19 protein-coding genes and 1 riboswitch are annotated in these 22,147 nt (G+C 57.4%); of the genes, 12 read left to right on the top strand and 7 right to left on the bottom strand.

Annotation, left to right across the window (positions count from 1 at the left end):
• Positions 1-36: 36 nt before the first annotated feature.
• From ilvN to leuO, 3 genes are all read right to left on the bottom strand, one after another.
• Complete coding sequence (ilvN, locus tag EDF73_RS15095; RefSeq protein WP_132730086.1) at positions 37-528, bottom strand: acetolactate synthase small subunit; 492 nt, start codon at positions 526-528, stop codon at positions 37-39.
• A 2-nt stretch (positions 529-530) separates the two neighbouring features.
• Positions 531-2,255, bottom strand: a complete 1,725-nt coding sequence (gene ilvI / locus EDF73_RS15100) for an acetolactate synthase 3 large subunit (protein ID WP_132729917.1) — start codon at positions 2,253-2,255, stop codon at positions 531-533.
• Positions 2,256-2,648: 393 nt separating this feature from the next.
• Positions 2,649-3,620 (bottom strand): transcriptional regulator LeuO, encoded by a 972-nt coding sequence (gene leuO, locus EDF73_RS15105; protein WP_132729918.1) that lies wholly within the window; start codon positions 3,618-3,620, stop codon positions 2,649-2,651.
• Positions 3,621-4,226: 606 nt separating this feature from the next.
• Between leuO and leuL the strand changes: the two genes are divergently transcribed.
• The 6 genes from leuL to aroD all read left to right on the top strand — a co-directional run bounded on the left by leuL (position 4,227) and on the right by aroD (position 9,958).
• Positions 4,227-4,313: a leu operon leader peptide gene (leuL, locus tag EDF73_RS15110; protein ID WP_132730087.1), complete on the top strand. Its 87-nt coding sequence runs from the start codon at positions 4,227-4,229 to the stop codon at positions 4,311-4,313.
• Between the two features lie 96 nt (positions 4,314-4,409).
• Complete coding sequence (gene leuA / locus EDF73_RS15115; RefSeq protein WP_132729919.1) at positions 4,410-5,981, top strand: 2-isopropylmalate synthase; 1,572 nt, start codon at positions 4,410-4,412, stop codon at positions 5,979-5,981.
• A complete protein-coding gene (leuB, locus tag EDF73_RS15120; protein WP_132729920.1) occupies positions 5,981-7,072 on the top strand; it encodes a 3-isopropylmalate dehydrogenase in 1,092 nt (363 codons plus the stop codon). The genes leuA and leuB overlap by 1 nt, the downstream gene beginning before the upstream one ends.
• 2 nt (positions 7,073-7,074) lie before the next feature.
• The gene (leuC, locus tag EDF73_RS15125; protein ID WP_132729921.1) at positions 7,075-8,475 is read left to right on the top strand and encodes a 3-isopropylmalate dehydratase large subunit; all 1,401 of its coding nucleotides are present in this window, start codon (positions 7,075-7,077) and stop codon (positions 8,473-8,475) included.
• A 10-nt stretch (positions 8,476-8,485) separates the two neighbouring features.
• Positions 8,486-9,091, top strand: a complete 606-nt coding sequence (gene leuD / locus EDF73_RS15130; RefSeq protein WP_132729922.1) for a 3-isopropylmalate dehydratase small subunit — start codon at positions 8,486-8,488, stop codon at positions 9,089-9,091.
• Positions 9,092-9,202: 111 nt separating this feature from the next.
• Positions 9,203-9,958 carry a type I 3-dehydroquinate dehydratase gene (aroD, locus tag EDF73_RS15135; RefSeq protein WP_132729923.1) on the top strand — a complete coding sequence of 252 codons (756 nt, stop codon included), beginning with the start codon at positions 9,203-9,205 and terminating at the stop codon, positions 9,956-9,958.
• A gap of 40 nt (positions 9,959-9,998) precedes the next feature.
• On the opposite strand, the gene EDF73_RS15140 is transcribed toward aroD, so the two are convergent.
• Together EDF73_RS15140 and sgrT are read right to left on the bottom strand one after the other, a co-directional pair.
• On the bottom strand, positions 9,999-11,183 hold the full coding sequence (locus EDF73_RS15140; protein WP_132729924.1) for a sugar efflux transporter: 1,185 nt from the start codon (positions 11,181-11,183) through the stop codon (positions 9,999-10,001).
• A gap of 188 nt (positions 11,184-11,371) precedes the next feature.
• Positions 11,372-11,524, bottom strand: a complete 153-nt coding sequence (sgrT, locus tag EDF73_RS15145; RefSeq protein WP_132729925.1) for a glucose uptake inhibitor SgrT — start codon at positions 11,522-11,524, stop codon at positions 11,372-11,374.
• 87 nt (positions 11,525-11,611) lie between these two features.
• On the opposite strand from sgrT, the gene sgrR reads away from it, so the two are divergent.
• The 4 genes from sgrR to thiQ all read left to right on the top strand — a co-directional run bounded on the left by sgrR (position 11,612) and on the right by thiQ (position 16,826).
• Positions 11,612-13,267, top strand: a complete 1,656-nt coding sequence (gene sgrR / locus EDF73_RS15150) for an HTH-type transcriptional regulator SgrR (protein WP_132729926.1) — start codon at positions 11,612-11,614, stop codon at positions 13,265-13,267.
• Between the two features lie 149 nt (positions 13,268-13,416).
• A riboswitch (TPP riboswitch) is annotated at positions 13,417-13,539 on the top strand.
• Between the two features lie 32 nt (positions 13,540-13,571).
• On the top strand, positions 13,572-14,555 hold the full coding sequence (thiB, locus tag EDF73_RS15155; protein ID WP_165905723.1) for a thiamine ABC transporter substrate binding subunit: 984 nt from the start codon (positions 13,572-13,574) through the stop codon (positions 14,553-14,555).
• Positions 14,531-16,141, top strand: coding sequence for a thiamine/thiamine pyrophosphate ABC transporter permease ThiP (gene thiP / locus EDF73_RS15160; protein WP_132729928.1), 1,611 nt, complete (start codon positions 14,531-14,533; stop codon positions 16,139-16,141). Before thiB ends, thiP begins: the two co-directional genes overlap by 25 nt.
• Positions 16,125-16,826 carry a thiamine ABC transporter ATP-binding protein ThiQ gene (gene thiQ, locus EDF73_RS15165; RefSeq protein ID WP_132729929.1) on the top strand — a complete coding sequence of 234 codons (702 nt, stop codon included), beginning with the start codon at positions 16,125-16,127 and terminating at the stop codon, positions 16,824-16,826. Before thiP ends, thiQ begins: the two co-directional genes overlap by 17 nt.
• Here the strand turns inward: thiQ and EDF73_RS15170 are convergent.
• Positions 16,813-17,577 (bottom strand): DedA family protein, encoded by a 765-nt coding sequence (locus tag EDF73_RS15170; protein WP_132730088.1) that lies wholly within the window; start codon positions 17,575-17,577, stop codon positions 16,813-16,815. The two genes, thiQ and EDF73_RS15170, sit on opposite strands and share 14 nt — an antisense overlap.
• Positions 17,578-17,705: 128 nt before the next feature.
• Positions 17,706-18,551 carry an arabinose operon transcriptional regulator AraC gene (gene araC / locus EDF73_RS15175; RefSeq protein WP_132729930.1) on the bottom strand — a complete coding sequence of 282 codons (846 nt, stop codon included), beginning with the start codon at positions 18,549-18,551 and terminating at the stop codon, positions 17,706-17,708.
• A 337-nt stretch (positions 18,552-18,888) separates the two neighbouring features.
• Between araC and araB the strand changes: the two genes are divergently transcribed.
• A complete protein-coding gene (gene araB, locus EDF73_RS15180) occupies positions 18,889-20,598 on the top strand; it encodes a ribulokinase (protein ID WP_132729931.1) in 1,710 nt (569 codons plus the stop codon).
• A gap of 10 nt (positions 20,599-20,608) precedes the next feature.
• Complete coding sequence (gene araA, locus EDF73_RS15185) at positions 20,609-22,111, top strand: L-arabinose isomerase (protein ID WP_132729932.1); 1,503 nt, start codon at positions 20,609-20,611, stop codon at positions 22,109-22,111.
• Positions 22,112-22,147 lie beyond the last annotated feature (36 nt).

Genomic DNA, 22,147 nt, shown 5'->3' on the forward strand with positions numbered 1-22,147 from the left:
ATTGTGTCGGGCTATTTTTACGTCACTTTCAGGGACTCAGCGCATGATTTTATCGCCGCGCGACAGTCCCACCACGCCGGAGCGCGCCACTTCGACAATTCGCGCGACGTCGCGCAGCGAAGCGAGGAAGGCGTCCAGCTTATCGCTGGTACCCGCCAGCTGAACGGTGTAGATAGACGGGGTGACATCGATGATCTGCCCACGGAAAATCTCCGTATTGCGTTTCACCTCTTCGCGACCAAAGCCGCTCGCCTGAACTTTAACTAACATAATTTCACGTTCCACGTGCGAGCTCTGTCCGAGCTCGCTGACCCGCAGTACGTCCACCAGCTTGTGCAGCTGTTTTTCAATCTGTTCGATCGCTTTCTCATCGCCGACGGTCTGAATGGTCATGCGCGAGAGCGTTGGATCGTCGGTCGGCGCCACCGTCAGGCTTTCAATGTTATACCCACGCTGCGCAAAGAGACCGATGACGCGCGATAAGGCGCCCGATTCGTTTTCCAGTAAGACAGATAATATCCGGCGCATAATCAGGTTCTCTCCGTTTTGCTCAACCACATCTCATCCATGCCGCCGCCGCGGATCTGCATGGGGTACACATGCTCGCTGCCGTCTACCGTCACATCGACAAAGACCAGACGATGATTACGCACCTGCTCCAGCGCTTCGGCCAGCTTCGACTCCAGCTCCTGCGGTTCGCTGATGCGAATCCCCACGTGGCCATAGGCTTCCGCCACCCGGACAAAATCCGGCAACGACTCCATATAGGACTGTGAATGGCGGCCGGAATAGATCATATCCTGCCACTGCTTCACCATCCCGAGATAGCGGTTGTTGAGGTTCAGCACCAGTACCGGCAGCTCATACTGCAGCGCGGTGGAAAGCTCCTGAATATTCATCTGGATGCTGCCATCGCCGGTCACACAAACGACGGTTTCCTCAGGCAGCGCCATCTTCACGCCGAGGGCGGCAGGCAGACCAAACCCCATGGTGCCCAGACCGCCGGAGTTAATCCAACGTCTTGGTTTATCGAAAGGATAATACAGCGCGGCAAACATCTGATGCTGGCCGACATCGGAGGTGACGTAGGCATCGCCGTTGGTCAGACGCCAGATCGTCTCAATCACCGCCTGCGGTTTGATCTTGCCGCTTTGCATATCGTATTGCAGGCAGTGGCGCGCGCGCCACTGCTCGATCCGCTGCCACCAGTCGCGGATCTCATCGTGCGGCTGCTGCGCCTCTTCCTGCTCCAGCAGTTCGAGCATTTGGTCCAGCACCTGACGGGCATCGCCGACGATCGGCACATCCGCCGGCACCGTTTTCGAAATAGAGGTCGGATCGATATCAATATGCAGCACCGTGGCATTCGGGCAGTATTTCGCCAGATTGTTGGTGGTGCGATCGTCAAAACGCACGCCGACGGCAAAAATGACGTCGGAGTGGTGCATGGTCATATTGGCTTCGTAAGTGCCGTGCATCCCCAGCATACCGAGCGCCTGCGGATGCGTGGCCGGGAAAGCCCCCAGCCCCATCAGCGATGAGGCAACCGGCAGGTTCAGTTTTTCCACCAGGGTACGCAGCTGTTCTTCGCACCGGGCGTTAATCGCCCCGCCGCCGACGTACACGACCGGATGTTTCGCCGCCACCAGCGTTTGCAGAGCACGTTTGATTTGCCCTTTATGACCGCTGGTCGTCGGATTATAGGAACGCATGCTGACGGTATCTGGCCAGACGTAGGGCAGCTTGTTAGCCGGATTGAGAATATCTTTGGGTAAATCAACCACTACCGGGCCTGGACGCCCGCTGGCCGCCAGCCAGAACGCTTTCTTCAGAACGCCCGGGATATCTTCCGTTTGTTTCACCAAGAAGCTGTGTTTCACCACCGGCCGGGAGATGCCGACCATATCACACTCCTGGAAAGCATCGTAACCAATCAGGGAAGTCGCCACCTGTCCGGAGAGGATCACCAGCGGAACAGAATCCATGTAGGCCGTTGCGATCCCGGTGATGGCATTGGTCGCGCCCGGACCTGAGGTCACCAGGACGACGCCAACTTCGCCGGTCGCGCGAGCAAGACCGTCCGCCATGTGCACCGCCGCCTGCTCATGGCGCACCAGAATATGATCGATACCGCCAAGGGTATGCAACGCATCATAGATATCGAGGACCGCGCCCCCGGGATAACCGAACACTTGCTTGACGCCCTGATCGACAAGCGATTGGACGACCATCTCGGCTCCTGACAACATCTCCATGGTTTGCCTCCAGGCTTATTGTTTTTAACGACAGCAGAATTCAATTTCCGCGCGTTCGCACAATGCCAGGAATCGACTCCTGGTATTGAGGTGAATGGACTGCGTATGCCTACCATAACTGCTCGCCAACGGGCAGGCAATTCGCCTCCTCACCGGCACGCGGGCTAGCAAAAGAATAAAAGATAAGAATTTGATATGAAACGTGGTTAAAAGCTTCATAAATGAGAAACGGTTGGATGAATTACTCGGACAAATGGTCTGGCGACAGAAAATCATCCATTTTTCATTTGCCGTTCAGCGCAGCGCCAGACAGTAAACAGAATAAAATTCTGTATTCTGCGGTGTTAATCACACAAAGCGGGAACCTTTGCTCCCGTTTGTGTGAAAGAACGCTTAGCGCTGGCAGATACTCACCAGTAATTCTTCCATCCACTGATGACCTTTATCGCGACCGGCGGCCTCATGCCAGGAAAGATAACAGGTGCGGTTATTCTCCTTCAGCGGCAAAGGTAGTAATTGCAGCCCAAGCTTCTCTGCAAATTCGCTTGCCAGCCAGCGCGGGGCGATTGCCACCATATCCGTTTGCGAAACAACATTTAATACGCTAATCATAGCATTACCCTGATAGGCGATTCGCGCCTGCCGGTCGACGGAGTGATACCAGGGTAGACTAAATGAGGCATAGCGATCGAGGGCTACAACCGCATGTTCCTCCCGATAAATATCTGCCTCCACCGCAGCCCCGGAAATACGCGGGTGTTTGCCACTGGTGACTAATACCATTTCATCTTTAAATAACGGAATACAGGCAAACTCAGGCCGCCGGAACTCTTCATAACCAATAACAAATTCAATTTCCTGGTAACGTAATTGATGCTCGGTGTTTTGATTCAGCGATGTTTTAAAAATTAACTGTATATTCGGCGCAATGTCATTAACCCGGTTGAAAATAACCGATGTCAGAGAGTGATCCAGGGGGCTGCACACGCACAGATTGAAAACCCGTTCGCTGCTTATGGGCTCAAAGCCGGAGCCGGGTAGTTCATTCTGCACCAGCTGCAGCGCCTGACGCACCGCGCCGAACAGCTGGAAGGCGCGGGCCGTCGGCTGAATCCCCCGGCCATAGCGAACGAACAGTTCATCGTTAAACATCACCTTCAGTCGTGATACGGCATTGCTCACCGCTGGCTGAGACATACCAAGGGAATGAGCCGCGCGAGTAATATTTTGTTCCTGCATCACCGCATCAAAAACGGTAAGCAGATTAAGATCGACCGTTCGAAGCTGAGGTTTCGTCATTCCCCTTTCTTCGAGGGTGGATTCAGGCTCAGAGGTTTCAATTATCATATCTAACTCCACCATCACGCTAAATTCCCTTTCTAAAAGTGCGGCAATCAGTACAGGAAATATCATTTACCACACATATTTCATTTGCAAAAGGGCAAAAACGCATTTTAGGAATATATCAAAATTATAAGTCACGCCGCGCTCGTTAATTTATTAGAAAAAATCCTAAAGACCTTCACGTCCATTGATGAGCTGATAACGTTAAAGGAACGCGTAATTGGCAGGAAAAAAACGCTATTACCTACCCCCACTTTAATTTAAGCCTTATTCAAGGCGTTGCATTAGCACTTTCCAGAATTTACCGCTCATTATCATTGATAATTCCACGATACTTAAATCAATACATTCATAAGACTGATAAATTCATGACATTTATTCAGATAATTCCCGGCAATGTCCGGCAGCACTTTGCGTTGTCGGAAAAGCCATGACGCCAGCAGGTTTAACTGCCGCCCCAAAGTGGGGCGATTTAAAAAATTATCCTCGGCGAATAAGGCTATTCCTCAGCACAATGCGCTAATTCCATTCTGAAGTAAAAAGCGTTTTTTCTTGCCCAGGGGTTGACATCAAAACGCGTATCCAGTAACTCTAAAAGCATATCGATTTCATCTGGAGTTTGACGCAATGATTCGCAGCACTCGTTTCACCAGCCTACTACTACTAAACGCATCCATTATGCGCGGTAGGCTGTTGGGCGACGTTCAGCGTTAAGTCATCTTCCAGCAAGACTATAAAACCCGCGCCGTTGCGCGGGTTTTTTTATGCTCGTCAGCAAGGCGCCCAGGACACCGATTAAGGATCTAAACCATGAGCCAGCAAGTCATTATTTTCGATACGACCTTACGTGACGGGGAACAAGCGTTACAGGCCAGCCTGAGCGTCAAAGAGAAACTGCAGATTGCCCTGGCCCTTGAGCGTATGGGCGTTGACGTGATGGAAGTCGGTTTTCCTGTTTCTTCTCCGGGCGACTTTGAATCTGTACAAACTATCGCGCGCACCATCAAAAACAGCCGCGTCTGCGGTCTGGCCCGCTGCGTCGAGAAAGACATTGATGTCGCGGCCGAATCATTAAAAGTCGCCGAAGCGTTCCGTATTCACACCTTTATCGCCACGTCGCCGATGCACATCGCCACCAAGCTGCGTAGCACCCTGGATGAGGTGATTGAGCGGTCGATCTACATGATTAAACGCGCACGCAACTATACCGACGACGTCGAGTTCTCCTGCGAAGACGCCGGCCGCACGCCGATTGCCGACCTGGCGCGCGTGGTAGAAGCCGCCATCAACGCCGGCGCCACCACCATTAATATCCCGGACACCGTCGGCTACACCATGCCGTTCGAATTCTCCAACATCATTACCGGCCTGTACGATCGCGTCCCTAATATCGACAAAGCCATCATCTCCGTTCATACCCATGACGACTTAGGTTTGGCCGTCGGCAACGCCATCGCCGCGGTACACGCTGGCGCGCGTCAGGTCGAAGGCGCTATGAACGGCATCGGTGAGCGCGCAGGCAACTGTTCGCTGGAAGAAGTGATTATGGCGATCAAAGTGCGCAAAGACATTATGAATGTCCACACCGCCATTAATCACAATGAAATCTGGCGTACCAGCCAGACGGTCAGCCAGATTTGCAACATGCCGATCCCGGCTAACAAAGCCATCGTCGGCACCGGCGCCTTCGCCCACTCCTCCGGTATCCATCAGGACGGCGTGCTGAAGAATCGCGAAAACTACGAAATCATGACCCCGGAATCCATCGGTCTGAATCAGGTACAGCTGAACCTGACCTCCCGCTCCGGCCGTGCGGCAGTGAAACACCGCATGGAAGAGATGGGCTACAAGGAAAGCGATTACAACATGGATCACCTGTATGACGCGTTCCTGAAGCTGGCGGACAAAAAAGGCCAGGTCTTCGACTACGACCTCGAAGCGCTGGCTTTCATCAATAAACAGCAGGAAGAACCGGAACATTTCCGTCTGGATTACTTTAGCGTCCAGTCCGGCTCTAACGCTATCGCCACCGCCTCCGTCAAACTGGCCTGCGGTGATGAGGTGAAATCCGAAGCCGCCAACGGCAACGGCCCGGTCGATGCGGTGTACCAGGCCATCAACCGCGTCACCGAATATGATATCGAACTGGTGAAATATGGCCTGAGCGCCAAGGGTCATGGTAAAGATGCGCTGGGTCAGGTGGACATCGTGGTGAACTACAACGGTCGTCGCTTCCACGGCGTCGGGCTGGCGACGGATATCGTCGAGTCCTCCGCGAAGGCGATGGTTCACGTCCTCAACAACATCTGGCGTGCCGCCGAAGTGGAAAAAGAGTTGCAACGCAAAGCTCAAAATAACGAGAACAAGAAGGAAACCGTGTAATGTCGAAGAATTACCATATTGCTGTTTTGCCAGGTGATGGCATTGGCCCGGAAGTCATGAACCAGGCGATGAAAGTACTGGAAGCTGTCCGTAACCGTTTTAATATGCGCATTACCACCAGCCAGTATGATGTTGGCGGTATCGCCATCGACCGCCAGGGCACCCCGCTGCCGCAGGCGACCGTGGACGGCTGCGAGCAGGCCGACGCGATTCTGTTCGGCTCCGTCGGCGGCCCGAAATGGGAACACCTGCCCCCTGCCGGGCAGCCGGAGCGCGGCGCCTTGCTGCCGCTGCGTAAACACTTCAAATTATTCAGCAACCTGCGTCCGGCGAAGCTGTACCAGGGGCTGGAAGAGTTTTGCCCGCTGCGCGCGGATATCGCCGCGAACGGCTTCGACATTCTGTGCGTCCGTGAACTGACCGGCGGCATCTATTTCGGCCAGCCAAAGGGCCGTGAAGGCAGCGGCCAGCATGAGAAAGCGTTTGATACCGAGGTTTATCACCGCTTCGAAATCGAACGCATCGCTCGCATCGCCTTTGAATCGGCCCGCAAGCGTCGCCGTAAAGTCACGTCTATCGATAAAGCCAACGTTCTGCAATCTTCTATCCTGTGGCGCGAAATCGTCAGCGAAATCGCCAAAGAGTATCCGGACGTTGAGCTGGCGCATATGTACATCGACAACGCCACCATGCAGCTGATTAAAGATCCGTCCCAGTTCGATGTGCTGCTGTGCTCCAACCTGTTCGGCGACATCCTGTCTGACGAGTGCGCTATGATCACCGGTTCCATGGGGATGCTGCCGTCAGCCAGCCTCAATGAACAAGGCTTTGGTCTGTATGAACCCGCCGGCGGCTCCGCCCCGGACATCGCAGGCAAAAATATCGCCAACCCGATCGCGCAAATCCTCTCTCTGGCGCTGCTGTTGCGCTATAGCCTGGATGCCGATACGGCGGCAACGGCGATTGAAAACGCCATCAACCGTGCATTAGAAGAAGGCGTACGTACCGGCGATTTGGCTCGCGGCGCGGCGGCGGTCAGTACCGATGAAATGGGCGACATCATTGCCCGCTATATCGCTGAAGGGGTGTAATCATGGCGAAGACGTTATACGAAAAATTGTTTGATGCTCACGTCGTTTATGCAGCGCAAAATGAAACCCCTTTGCTGTACATCGACCGTCATCTGGTACACGAGGTGACCTCGCCGCAGGCATTTGACGGCCTGCGCGCGCACAACCGTCAGGTTCGCCAGCCGGGTAAAACCTTCGCCACTATGGATCATAACGTTTCCACCCAGACGAAAGACATCAACGCGTCTGGCGAGATGGCGCGTATCCAGATGCAGGAGTTGATTAAGAACTGTAAAGAGTTCGGCGTGGAGCTGTATGACCTGAACCACCCGTACCAGGGTATCGTCCACGTGATGGGGCCGGAACAGGGCGTCACCCTGCCGGGGATGACCATCGTCTGCGGCGATTCCCATACCGCCACTCACGGCGCATTTGGCGCGCTGGCCTTCGGTATCGGGACCTCCGAAGTAGAACACGTTCTGGCGACCCAGACCCTGAAGCAGGGTCGCGCCAAAACCATGAAGATTGAAGTTAAAGGTAAAGCGGCGCCGGGTATCACCGCGAAAGATATCGTTCTGGCGATTATCGGCAAAACCGGCAGCGCCGGCGGTACCGGCCACGTGGTGGAATTCTGCGGCGAAGCCATCCGCGATCTGAGCATGGAAGGCCGTATGACCCTGTGTAATATGGCGATTGAGATGGGCGCCAAAGCGGGCCTGGTCGCACCGGATGAAACCACCTTCAACTATGTGAAGGGGCGTCTGCACGCACCGAAGGGCCAGAACTTCGACGAGGCCGTTGCATACTGGAAAACCCTGAAAACCGACGCCGATGCCACTTTTGACACCGTGGTCACCCTGCAGGCAGAAGAGATTGCCCCGCAGGTTACCTGGGGCACCAATCCAGGGCAGGTTATCTCCGTCACCGAAATGATTCCCGACCCGGCCTCTTTCGCCGATCCGGTTGAACGCGCCAGCGCGGAAAAAGCGTTGGCCTATATGGGCCTGAAACCGGGGATCCCGTTAACCGACGTGGCTATCGATAAAGTCTTTATCGGCTCCTGCACCAACTCGCGTATTGAAGATTTACGCGCGGCAGCGGAAATCGCCAAAGGGCGTAAAGTGGCGCCTGGCGTACAGGCGTTAGTGGTACCTGGCTCAGGGCCGGTGAAAGCCCAGGCGGAAGCCGAAGGCCTGGATAAGATCTTTATCGAAGCCGGTTTTGAATGGCGCCTGCCGGGTTGCTCCATGTGTCTGGCGATGAATAATGACCGCCTGAACCCGGGCGAGCGCTGCGCATCCACCAGCAACCGTAACTTTGAAGGCCGTCAGGGCCGCGGCGGACGTACCCACTTAGTCAGCCCGGCAATGGCCGCAGCGGCAGCCGTTACCGGCCATTTTGCCGACATCCGCGACATCAAATAAGGAGACCATCATGGCAGAGAAATTTACCCAACATACGGGTCTGGTGGTTCCGCTGGATGCCGCAAACGTCGACACCGATGCGATCATTCCCAAGCAGTTCCTGCAGAAAGTCACGCGCACCGGTTTTGGCGCGCATCTGTTCAATGACTGGCGTTTTCTCGACGACCAGGGGCAGCAGCCCAACCCGGAATTCGTCCTCAACTTCCCGGAGTTTAAAGGCGCCTCGATCCTGCTGGCGCGCGAAAACTTCGGCTGCGGCTCCTCGCGGGAACATGCGCCGTGGGCATTGACCGATTATGGCTTTAAAGTGGTCATCGCCCCCAGCTTTGCCGATATCTTCTACGGTAACAGCTTTAACAACCAGCTGCTGCCGGTGACCCTGAGCGATGAGCAGGTCGATGAGATGTTTAAGCTGGTTCAGGCCAATCCGGGCATCAGGTTCGAGGTGGATCTGGAAGCGGAAGTGGTGAAAGCGGGCGACAAAACCTATCGCTTTAACATTGACGCCTTCCGCCGCCACTGCATGCTCAATGGCCTCGATAGCATCGGCCTGACCCTGCAGCACGAAGAGGCGATTTCGGCCTACGAGAACAAGCTGCCGGCCTTTATGAACTAATATCGCCGCTGTCTCCCCTGCCCGGTCCCATGTGACCGGGCATTTTTTTATGCCTTCTGATGCTGCGGCGACAGCCGGAAGTCGTTCCCCTCCACTCGCGCGAGCACCGCCATGACAAACGCTGTAACGGTTAAAAACATCACCTTCCAGGAAGGGACAACGCTGATTTGCGTACCGCTGATCGGTAAAACGCTTGATGAACTGAAAACCCATGCCGCTACATTGGCTGCAGTCGGCGCCGATATTATCGAATGGCGTGTCGACCACTTTACCGCGGTCCATGAGCCGCAGCAGGTCCTGCAGGCGCTGGCGGAGATACACCCGCTGCTTGTCGGCACTCCGCTGCTGTTCACCTTTCGCAGCCAAAAAGAGGGTGGAGAAACTGAACTCACTGACGAAGCATACTTTGCGCTTAACCGTCAGGCGGTCGCCAGCGGGCTGGTCGACGTGATTGATATTGAACTGTTCAATGATGAAAGGTCGATCCGGACGCTGGTCAACACGGCTCACTTTGCCGGAGTGAAAGTGATTATGAGCAATCATGACTTCCACCAGACGCCGGCGCAGGATGAGATCGTTTCCCGGCTGCGTCGCATGCAGGATCTGGGCGCCGACTTACCCAAAATAGCGGTAATGCCTCAGTCGCCGCAGGATGTGTTGACCTTACTCTCAGCCACGCTGGTGATGAAAGAGCGCTACGCCACGCGCCCGTTAATCACCATGTCAATGGGAAAACTGGGCGGCGTCAGCCGGGTTACCGGCCGCATATTTGGTTCAGCCATGACCTTCGGCAGCGTGGGGCAGGCATCGGCACCCGGGCAAATTGCCGTACGCCAGCTGCGCGAAATGATGGATATCCTGTCCTGAATCGCATCCCGCACGGCACGTCGTGGTGCGGGACAACAAGCTAAATATCCTTAACTTTACTGGTCAGGAACAGGGTCACCAGCGAAATCGCCGCAATCACCCAGTAGACGCTGGCGTGACCGTAGCTTTGCGACAGCGCGCCCTGCAGCACCCCGGCCAGAATCACGCCGGTGGAAATACTGTTGGTAAACAGCGTGGTCGCCGCGCCAGCCCGGCCAGGCATCAGATCCTGGAACCACAGCATGCCGATCCCGGCGACAATGCCGATGAAAATCGCATTGAACAGCTGCAGCGCCAGCAGCGCGGTACGGTCGTGAAACACTATCAGGCCGAGATAAAACAGCACCCCGGCCGCGACCGCCGCGACCATCATTTTACGCTTGCCCCAGCGCTTCACGTAATAACCCGCCAGGATCATCGCCGGAATTTCCAGACCGGCCGCGGTGCCCATTAAGATCCCGGCAAGGCTGTCCGGCAGGCCAAGATCGCTGCTGATCCACAACGGCATATCGATGATATACATGGTGTTGCAGGTCCACATCAGCGTCGAGGCGATAAACAGCATGCGGACGTTTTTATCCTGCCAGCCGCCGGCCTGGGCTAGCGCCCCCGCCGTTTCTGAAGGTTGTTCCACCCGGGCAACCGACGGTAGCTTGAACGCGATCAGCACCAGGCTAATGACGAAAATCCCGGCGGCAATCGTGAACATAGTGGTAAAGCCATAATTCAGCGCCAGCATAAAGGCCAGCGGCGGACCGATCACCCACGCCAGCGACAGCTGAGCACGCATGATCGAGCTGAACATCACCACTTCCCGCGCCGAACTATCGGCATATTCCCGCGCCAGGGCGAACAGCTGCGGCATCGCGGCATTGGCTATCGACGCCAGCATCACGCCGCAGGTGATCAAGGTTAAGTAGTGACGATTAAAGGCAAACAGCAGCGCATTGCCTACCGCCATCAGGCAGCAGAACATGATCAGCCGACGGCGATCGCCCTGACTATCGGACCGTTTCGCCAGCGCCAGACTCACGAGGATCCCGGCGATCGCGTTAACGGTATAAAACAACCCCACCCAGAAAGGCTGTGCGCCGACCTCGCGGCTGAGGAATAAGCTGAGGGTAGGTGCCTGCAGCGCGCCCGCTATGCCCATCATAAAAGCAACCAGCATAAAAGCCGCGTAGATGCCGTTAAGCCGGCGTCCCATCGTCATTAACCACAGCATGTCATGTCCTTAAAGCACGCGAAGAAAACGAAAAAAGCCAGCAGAAGCAATCTGCTGGCGGGTGATTTTATACTCTATCTATTTCAAGTGACAGGCAGGCGACCGGAACGTTCTGGCTCAGCCAACTGGCCTGGGTTTGAAAGATGATAAGTACACACCAATACTCAGTCACACATGATGTAGGCAAGTCAATGATCAGAGGTCGGTGACGTAACTCCCCACTGCATCAGTTCGCCGAGTATTTCCTGCTGTCTCCCTGCCATCAGGCGGGCCAGCCATGACGCGTCCTGCGTCGCAGAAAAGTAGCGTTGGTAAAACTGTTTCGCGGTTGACCTCATCATATTCACCTCCTCGCTTCATCGGAATCTATTATTGGCCTAATATAGGGATTAATAAATTGCTGAGTTTTCATCAGGAGTTCCCCTTTTATGTCTTCCGCTCGTCTGCAACAACAGTTCATCCGCTTATGGCAATGCTGCGACGGTCAATCGCAGGAGACGACCCTCAACGAGCTGGCGGAGATGCTGTGCTGCTCGCGCCGACATATGCGCACGCTGCTGAACATGATGGAAGAACGCGGCTGGTTAACCTGGAAGGCGGAAGCCGGACGCGGCAAGCGTTCAAAGCTGGCTTTCCTTTATACCGGGCTGGCGTTGCAGCAGCAGAGGGCGGAGGATCTGCTTGAGCAGGATCGTATCGATCAGCTGGTGCAGCTGGTCGGCGATAAAGCCGCGGTACGTCAGATGCTGGTCTCGCACCTTGGCCGCAGCTTCCGTCAGGGGCGGCATATTCTGCGCGTGCTCTACTACCGGCCAATGAAAAATCTGTTGCCCGGCAGCGCGCTGCGCCGCTCGGAAAACCATATCGCCAGGCAGATCTTCAGCGCCCTGACGCGGGTAAATGAGGAAAACGGGGAACTGGAAGCCGATATTGCCCACCATTGGCAGCAGCTTTCACCGACCCACTGGCGCTTTTTTCTGCGCCCCGGCATTCATTTTCACCACGGCAGAGAGCTGGAGATGGAGGATGTCATCGCCTCTTTGCAACGCAGCAATACCCTGCCGCTCTACTCACACATCGCGCGTATTGTCTCGCCCACGGCCTGGACGCTGGATATTCATCTTACCCAACCCGATCGCTGGCTACCGTGGCTGTTGGGGCAGGTTTCGGCGGTGGTGCTGCCGCGTGAATGGCAGTCGATGGCAAACTTCGCCAGCATGCCGGTAGGCACCGGCCCTTATGCGGTGGTGCGCAACAATCAAAATCAGCTGAAGATCCACGCCTTCGACGACTATTTCGGCTACCGGGCGTTAATCGATGAGGTTAACGTCTGGGTGCTCCCGGAGATTAGCGACGAACCCAACGGCGGCTTAACCCTGCAGGGGACAACGCACAGTGAGAAAGCGATAGAGAGCCGTCTTGAGGAAGGGTGCTATTACCTGCTGTTTGATGCGCGCAGCCCGCTTGGCGGCAACGCCGCGGTGCGCCAGTGGCTGAGCTATCTGTTCCAGCCTGCGAACCTGCTTTACCACGCGGGCGAACACTACCAGGGCAACTGGTTTCCGGCCTATGGCCTGCTGCCCCGCTGGCACCACGCCCGCAGCCACGTCTGTGAAAAACCGCCGGGTCTGGAATCCGTCACCCTGACCTATTACCAGGACCACGTCGAGCACCGCGTCATGGGCGGGATCATGGCGACGCTGCTGGCGGAGCACGAGGTGAAGCTGGTGATTCAGGAGCTGGAGTATGAAGAGTGGCACCGCGGCGATGTCGTCAGCGACGTCTGGTTGAACAGCGCCAACTTTACCCTGCCGATTGATTTTTCTCTTTTCGCCTGGCTGTATGAAGTCCCTCTGATCCGGCATTGTATCCCCATCGACTGGGAGAAGGACGCCAGCCGCTGGCATGCGGGCGAGTTAAACCCGGCCACCTGGAGCCAGCAGCTGCTGGCCAGTCAAACCATCGTCCCGCTGATCCACCACTGGCTGATGATCCAGGGGCAGCGCAGTATGCGCGGCGTGAGAATGAATACCCTCGGCTGGTTTGATTTCAAATCCGCATGGTTTGCGCCGCCGGAGCCGTAGCGTTTTTCTCCGCAGGCGCCATTGTTGCTGCCAGCGGCGGGCGCGTGAGGGTTTTGCGCGCGGCCCCGGCGCAACATAACCATCAAATAGTCCTGATGAGCCAGGCGTTTAAGCGCTTTCCGTCCACTCACAAAATCATTACACTAACGCCGTTCTCAACGGGGTGCTGATAAACGTGCGCAGACTCATCTGATGAAGCGTACAGGCTGAGAAAATACCCGTCGAACCTGATCCGGATAACGCCGGCGAAGGGATTTGAGGCCCACTCAAAATCCTTTGCCACCCCTTTTTTATGAGGTGCAAAGTGTTGAAAAAATTACTTCCGCTGCTGGCGCTGGTCGCCGCCCCCGTTTTTGCCAAACCGGTGCTTACCGTCTACACCTATGACTCTTTCTCAGCCGAATGGGGCCCGGGTCCGGTGGTCAAAAAAGCCTTTGAAGCCGACTGCGGCTGCGAACTGAAGTTCGTGGCGCTGGAAGACGGCGTGTCGTTGCTTAACCGTCTGCGGATGGAAGGCAAAAACAGCAAAGCCGATGTGGTGCTCGGGCTGGATAACAATCTGCTGGAAGCGGCGGCGCAGAGCAAATTGTTCGCCAAAAGTCATATCCCGACCACCGCGGTCACGGTGCCGGGCGGCTGGAATAACGATACCTTTGTGCCGTACGACTACGGCTACTTCGCCTTCGTCTACGATAAAAACAAGCTAAAAAATCCGCCGAAAAGCCTGAAAGAGCTGGTCGAAAGCGAACAAAAATGGCGCGTGATCTACGAAGATCCGCGCACCAGTACGCCGGGGCTGGGGCTGCTGCTGTGGATGCAGAAAGTATATGGCGATAAGGCGCCGGAGGCCTGGCAGAAACTGGCGGCGAAAACCGTCACCGTCACGAAAGGCTGGAGTGAGGCCTACGGTCTGTTCCTGAAAGGGGAAAGCGATCTGGTCCTCAGCTATACCACCTCGCCGGCCTACCATCTGATTGAAGAGAAGAAAGACCACTACGCGGCCGCCGATTTTGCCGAAGGCCACTATCTGCAGGTTGAAGTCGCGGCGCGCACCGCCGCCAGCAAACAGCCTGAGCTGGCGGAAAAATTCCTCCGGTTTATGGTTTCCCCTGGTTTCCAGAACGCGATCCCGACCGGCAACTGGATGTATCCGGTGACCCAGGTTGCGCTGCCGGCGGGTTTTGACACGCTGGTGAAACCGCAAACCACCCTCGAGTTTACCCCGCAGCAGGTCGCCGCAGAACGTCAGACCTGGATCAGCGCATGGCAACGCGCCGTCAGCCGCTAAGCATCGGCTGGCTGGTGCCGGGCCTGACGGCCGCCACGGTGCTGGTCGCCGTCGCGCTGGCCGCGTTTCTGGCGCTCTGGAGCAGCTCGCCGGAGGCGGCATGGCATTCGGTGTTCCGCGATAGCTATCTGTGGCACGTGGTGCGTTTCTCCTTCTGGCAGGCGTTTCTCTCGGCGCTTCTCTCCGTCGTACCGGCTATCTTTCTCGCCCGCGCGCTGTACCGCCGCCGCTTTCCGGGACGCACCCTGCTGCTGCGCCTGTGCGCGATGACGCTGATCCTCCCGGTGCTGGTGGCCGTGTTTGGTATTCTTAGCGTCTATGGCCATCAGGGCTGGCTGGCGACGCTGTTTCACGCCGTCGGCTGGCAGTGGGATTTCTCCCCCTATGGCTTACAGGGCATTTTGCTGGCCCACGTTTTCTTCAACATGCCGATGGCAACCCGCCTGCTGCTGCAGGCGCTGGAGAATATTCCCGGTGAACAGCGGCAGATAGCCGCCCAGCTGGGCATGCGCGGCTATCACTTTTTTCGCCTGGTGGAATGGCCGTGGCTACGACGGCAGATTCCCCCCGTGGCGGCGCTGATTTTTATGCTCTGTTTCGCCAGCTTTGCCACCGTGCTGTCGCTCGGCGGCGGCCCGCGGGCTACCACTATTGAACTGGCGATCTATCAGGCGCTGAATTTTGATTATGACCCGGCCCGCGCGGCGATGCTGGCGCTGATCCAGATGATCTGCTGCCTCGGGCTGGTCCTGCTCGCCCAACGGCTGAGCAAGGCGGTTGCCATCGGGGTGACGCAGGTTCACGGCTGGCGCGATCCTGATGACCGCCTGCACAGCCGTCTTGCCGACGTGGCGCTGATCGTTATCGCCCTGCTGTTGCTACTGCCGCCGCTGCTGGCGGTGGTGGTTGACGGTCTGAATAACAATCTGTTCAACGTGCTGGCCCAGCCCGCGCTGTGGCAGGCGTTCTGGACCTCTCTGCGCATCGCGCTAGCCGCCGGTCTGCTGAGCATCATCCTGACCATGATGCTGCTATGGAGCAGTCGCGAACTGCGTCTCCGCAGCCGGCCGCTGGCCGGCCAGGCGCTGGAGCTCAGCGGAATGCTGATCCTCGCGATGCCGGGTATCGTGCTGGCGACCGGCTTCTTCTTACTGCTCAATAACAGCGTCGGGCTGCCGGAATCCGCCGACGGCATTGTCATCTTCACCAACGCCCTGATGGCTATCCCCTACGCGCTGAAGGTGCTGGAAAACCCCATGCGCGATATCGCCGCCCGCTACGGCATGCTGTGCCACTCTCTCGGCATGAACGGTGTTACCCGCCTGAGGGTCGTTGAGCTACGCGCGTTAAAGCGACCGCTGGCCCAGGCGCTGGCCTTTGCCTGCGTGCTGTCGATCGGGGATTTTGGCGCCGTTGCGCTGTTTGGCAATGAAGCGTTCCGCACGCTGCCGTTCTATCTGTATCAGCAAATTGGCGCCTATCGCAGCCAGGACGGCGCCGTGACCGCCCTGCTGCTGCTCTTGCTGTGCTTTTTACTCTTTACGGTGATTGAGAAACTCCCGGGGCGTAATGTTAAAACTGAATGATGTGACCTGGCTTTACCAGCATCTGCCGATGCGTTTCACGCTTTCCGTCGCGCAGGGTGAACGCCTCGCCGTCCTCGGCCCCAGCGGCGCGGGGAAGAGCACGCTGCTGAATCTGATCGCCGGCTTTTTACCGCCGGTCAGCGGCAGCATTGTGATTGACGGCCAGCCGCATACCGATACCCCGCCGGCCCGTCGTCCGGTGTCGATGCTGTTTCAGGAAAACAACCTCTTTAACCACCTCACCATCCGCCAGAATATCGGCCTCGGCATGCATCCGGGCCTCAGGCTGAACGCGACGCAACACGCCAGCCTGCAGACGATTGCCGGGCAAATGGGGATTGGGGATTTACTCGACAGGCTGCCGGGCGAACTCTCCGGCGGCCAGCGGCAGCGCGCGGCGCTGGCGCGCTGTCTGGTGCGGGAACAGCCGGTCCTGCTGCTGGATGAACCCTTCTCGGCGCTCGATCCGGCGCTGCGTCAGGAGATGCTGACGCTGGTTGCCGAAGTGTGCCAGCGCCAGCATTTAACCCTGCTGATGGTGTCGCATAGCGTGGAAGATGCCGCCCGCATCGCCCCACGCTCGCTGGTGGTGGCCGACGGGCGGATAGCCTGGGACGGCGCGACCGACGCGCTGTTAAGCGGTAACAGCAGCGCCTCTCACCTGCTGGGCATTAGCGCGCGATAACCTTGTGCAAAATATCGAGATACACCGGCATCAGCGGATGACGCAGCGCCGCGGTTAACGCGACGCCGGCCAGTACCACCATACCAGGAGCCAGCCACAGCAGGCGCGCGCGCGGCAGGATCCGCGTCAGCCGATCCTGCGTTTTCGCACTGCGCCACAGGCGCCAGCACAGCCAGCCCGCCAGCCACACCAGCAGCGCGGCCAGCAGCAGCAGCCACTTAAAGCTGGCGCTGTTTTCATCGGCAGGAATATCGATCGCCGCGCCGGCCAGAATCCCCGGCATAAAATACAGCGGCGGCCACAGCAGGCAGCCGATAACGTTAGGCAGAATGAATTTCGCGACCGGGAGATCGAGCATGCCGGCGACCATCGGCACCAGCGGCCGCGTCGGGCCGACGAAACGCCCGATCAGAATGGTGATCATGCTATGTTGATGCAGCGCATGCTCCGTTTTATCCAGCAGCGCTTTATTTTTCTTCATGAAAGACCAGCGGTGCAGCGGCTTTTTAAACCGCCAGCCGAGCCAGAATGAGATCCAGTCACCGAATAAACAGCCGACAATTCCCGCCAGCCACGCCTGCCAGAAGTTAACCTCTCCGCTGCCGATCAGCGCGCCCAGCCCCGCCATCATCACCGTCCCCGGCAATATCAGCCCCACCAGCGCCAACGACTCAAGGAAAGCGACCAGCATCACGGCGATCAGCGAATAAACCGTGGACTGGGTGATAAAATGTTCCAGCAATGCTTGCATAATGTGCCCGGTATCAAAACGAAGCACGGATTCTCCAGAGCCGTCGCGCCTTCGTCAAGCCATCAATTGTCTGAATAGTTTACCGGTTGTGACTATTATTCGGCGCGTCATTTCACTTTATTTACGTTTTATTCACACCCGGCGCGGAATTCACTCGGACTGGCGCCGGTGCATTTTTTAAACACCCGTGAAAAATAGAGCTGATCTTCGAAACCTACGTTGCGCCCTACCGTGGCAATGGGCATACGCGTGGTGCTGAGCAGCAGTTTGGCCTGGCTGATCCGCTGATCTTCCCGCCATCCCAGCACGCTGATCCCCAGCTGCTGGCGGAACAGATGCGATAAACGCGACGGCGACAGACAGACGTGCTGGGCCACGCTGGCGATATCGAAATGGCTGTCGGCCAGGTGATCGCTAATATACTGGCAGGCATCGCGCACGCGATTATCCAGCGGCGGATGCAGAGATTCATTGATCGCTTCCATACGTCGCAGCAGCAGCTGCTCCAGCAGGTTTATCGCCAGCAGTTCCGAATAACGTCCGGCTCCCTGACCAGCCTCGACGATCTGGCCAAACAGCGCGCAAAAACGCTCCTGCCACTGCTCATCCGGACGGAAAAAACCGGTCTGGGCGAAGATCGTCGGCCAGTTCAGCCATTCATGCCAGTACGCCCGCGGACGGAAGTAGACCCACTGGTGATACCACTCCCGGGCATCGGGATGACGGCCGTAGTGGTGAACTTCTCCCGGCGGAAACAGCAAAATATCGCCCGGGCGGCAGATAAACTGCTCATCGTGGTTATTAATCACCCCTTCACCGCGTACCGTCAGGTTCAGAATATAACCTTTCATGCCGAGCGGACGGTCAATAAAGAAATCGAGATAGCCATCGGCATCAATCGGCGTCAGCCCCGTCACCAGATGGGCATTAAAAGAGTAACCTGGCAACAACGGATCGTTTTGTATTTCAGCCATAAGCTCAGCGCTCCCGGAGATATTATGGAAACCAATTGTCCATATTCAGTATTGTACCGTCAACGCGACGCCCCGTACTGGGATGGCGGTTGAAATTTAGCTTAAAACCCGCCTCATCGCGGTAAAAACCGACGATATCGCACCATGAAAGCCATTTGGCTGTACAACAAAAGTGTCTATAACGACGACAGGAAAGTCCACATTGAATATTTGCACAGCGTCACACTTTGCGATGGCATAGCCAAATAGTCCATAAGATTAGCGAATACGGCCTGACGGTTTTCGCCGGGGATATCTACTGTTTCACCATGAATGATTTTCAGCATGGAGTAACAGCATGGCGATTGCGATTGGCCTCGATTTTGGTAGTGATTCGGTACGCGCACTGGCGGTGGCATGCGCCACCGGCGAAGAGCTTGCCACCAGCGTAGAGTGGTATCCGCGCTGGCAGCAAGGGCTGTTTTGCGATAGCGCGAATAACCAGTTCCGCCACCATCCGCGCGATTATATTGAATCGATGGAAGCGGCGCTGAACAGCGTGCTGGCGTTATTGAGCGCCGAACAGCGCGCCAGCGTGGTCGGCATCGGCGTCGACAGCACCGGTTCCACGCCAGCGCCGATCGATGCCGACGGCAACGTACTGGCGCTGCGCGACGAGTTCGCCGCTAACCCGAACGCCATGTTCGTCCTCTGGAAGGACCACACATCGGTTGAAGAGGCGGAAGCCATCACCCGCCTGTGCCACCAGCCGGGTAAAGAAGACTACTCCCGCTATATCGGCGGCATCTACTCCAGCGAATGGTTCTGGGCCAAAATCCTCCACGTCACGCGCCAGGACAGCGCCGTTGCGCAGGCGGCGGCATCGTGGGTTGAACTGTGCGACTGGATCCCCGCCCTGCTCTGCGGAACGACCCGCCCACAGGATATTCGCCGCGGCCGCTGTAGCGCCGGGCATAAATCCCTGTGGCACAAGAGCTGGGGCGGACTGCCGCCGGCCAGCTTCTTTGATGAACTCGATCCGCTGCTCAATCAGCATCTTGTCTGGCCGCTGTTCAGCGAGACCTGGACTGCCGATGTGCCGGTCGGCACCCTCTGCGCCGAATGGGCCCGGCGCCTGGGGCTGCCGGAAACCGCCATCCTCTCCGGCGGCGCGTTCGATTGCCATATGGGCGCGGTGGGGGCCGGCGCACAGCCCAACGCGCTGGTCAAAGTGATCGGCACCTCCACCTGCGACATCCTGATCGCCGACAAACAAAGCGTGGGCGATCGCACGGTGAAAGGGATCTGTGGCCAGGTCGACGGCAGCGTGGTCCCGGACTTTATCGGTATGGAAGCCGGGCAGTCCGCCTTTGGCGATATCTACGCCTGGTTTGGCCGTATTCTCGGCTGGCCGCTGGAACAGCTGGCCCGACAGCATCCGGAACTGAAAGCGCAGATTAGCGCTCAGCAGAAACAGCTGCTGCCTTCGCTCACCGAGGCCTGGGCGGCCAACCCATCGCTTGAACATTTGCCGGTGGTGCTGGACTGGTTCAACGGCCGCCGCACGCCAAACGCCAACCAGCGTCTGAAAGGGGTCATCACCGACCTGAACCTCGCCACCGATGCGCCGGCATTATTTGGCGGCCTGGTCGCGGCCACCGCCTTCGGCGCGCGCGCGATTATGGAGTGCTTCACCGAACAGGGTATCCCGGTCAACAACGTGATGGCGCTGGGCGGAATCGCGCGCAAAAACCCGGTCATCATGCAGGCCTGCTGCGATGTCCTGAACCGACCGCTGCAAATTGTCGCTTCCGATCAATGCTGCGCGCTCGGCGCGGCGATCTTCGCCGCCGTCGCCGCCGGCGTGTATCAGGATATCCCGACGGCTCAGCACAACATGGCAAGCCAGGTCGAAAGCACTCTGCAGCCGCGACCGGCTCAGGCCCAACGCTTTGAACAACTTTATCAGCGCTACCAGCAGTGGTCGGTCAGCGCCGGGCAGCTGTATCTCCCTTCGGCTGCGCCGGCGGAAAAGACCCCGCACGCTCAGGCAGCACTCACCCATTAAGGACACCCAAATGACGATTTTTGATAACTACGAAGTATGGTTCGTGATTGGCAGCCAGCATCTGTACGGTGCGGAAGCGCTGCGTCAGGTGACAAAACATGCCGAACATGTGGTGAACAGCCTGAATGCGGAAGCCAAACTGCCGTGCAAACTGGTATTAAAACCGCTGGCTACCACCCCGGACGAGATAACCCACGTCTGCCGCGATGCAAACTATGACGATAAATGCGCAGGCCTGGTGGTATGGCTGCATACCTTCTCCCCGGCCAAAATGTGGATTAATGGCCTGACGCTCCTCAACAAGCCGCTGCTGCAGTTTCACACCCAGTACAACGCCTCGCTGCCGTGGGACAGCATCGATATGGACTTTATGAACCTGAACCAGACCGCGCACGGCGGCCGCGAGTTCGGCTTCATCGGCGCGCGTATGCGCCAGCAGCACAGCGTGGTGACCGGCCACTGGCAGGATCGACAGGCTCATCAGCGGATCGGTTCATGGATGCGCCAGGCGGTATCTAAACAGGATACCCGCCATCTGAAAGTCTGCCGCTTCGGCGACAACATGCGTGAAGTGGCGGTGACCGATGGCGATAAAGTCGCCGCGCAGATTAAATTCGGCTTCTCGGTGAATACCTGGGCGGTCGGCGACCTTGTGCAGGTGGTCAACAGCATCAGCGACGGCGATATCAGCGCGCTGGTTGATGAGTATGAAAGCAGCTACCGTCTGACCCCGGCGGCGCAGGTTCACGGTGACAAGCGCCAGAACGTGCTCGATGCCGCGCGGATTGAGCTGGGAATGAAACGCTTCCTCGAACAGGGGGGATTCCACGCCTTCACCACCACTTTTGAAGATTTACACGGCCTGCAACAGCTCCCGGGTCTCGCCGTACAGCGTCTGATGCAGCAGGGCTACGGCTTTGCCGGTGAAGGCGACTGGAAAACCGCCGCTCTGCTGCGCATTATGAAGGTGATGTCAACCGGTCTGCAGGGCGGCACCTCCTTTATGGAGGATTACACCTACCACTTCGACAACGGCAACGATCTGGTGCTGGGCTCGCACATGCTGGAAGTGTGCCCGACGATCGCCACCGCCGACAAACCGCTCCTCGACGTCCAGCCTCTGGGCATCGGCGGTAAAGCCGATCCGGCGCGCCTGATCTTTAACACCCAAAGCGGCCCGGCGCTCGTCGCCAGCCTGATCGATCTTGGCGATCGTTTCCGCCTGCTGGTTAACACCGTGGAAACGGTCGCGACGCCGCACGATCTGCCGAAGCTGCCGGTGGCCAACGCCCTGTGGAAAGCGCAGCCGGATCTGCGCACCGCGTCTGAAGCCTGGATCATCGCCGGCGGCGCGCACCATACGGTCTTCAGCCACGCGCTGACGCTCGACGATATGCGCCAGTTTGCCGAGCTGCAGGATATCGAGCTGAGCGTGATCGACAACGAAACCCGTCTGCCGTCCTTCAAGGACGCCCTGCGCTGGAACGAAGTCTATTACGCTGCCAGACGTTAAGCGCGCCGCTCCTCGTTCCGTTCGCCGCGCCATCGG

Origin of the sequence: Klebsiella sp. BIGb0138, assembly GCF_004342285.1 — a bacterium.
In the GTDB taxonomy this organism is placed as follows: domain Bacteria; phylum Pseudomonadota; class Gammaproteobacteria; order Enterobacterales; family Enterobacteriaceae; genus Klebsiella.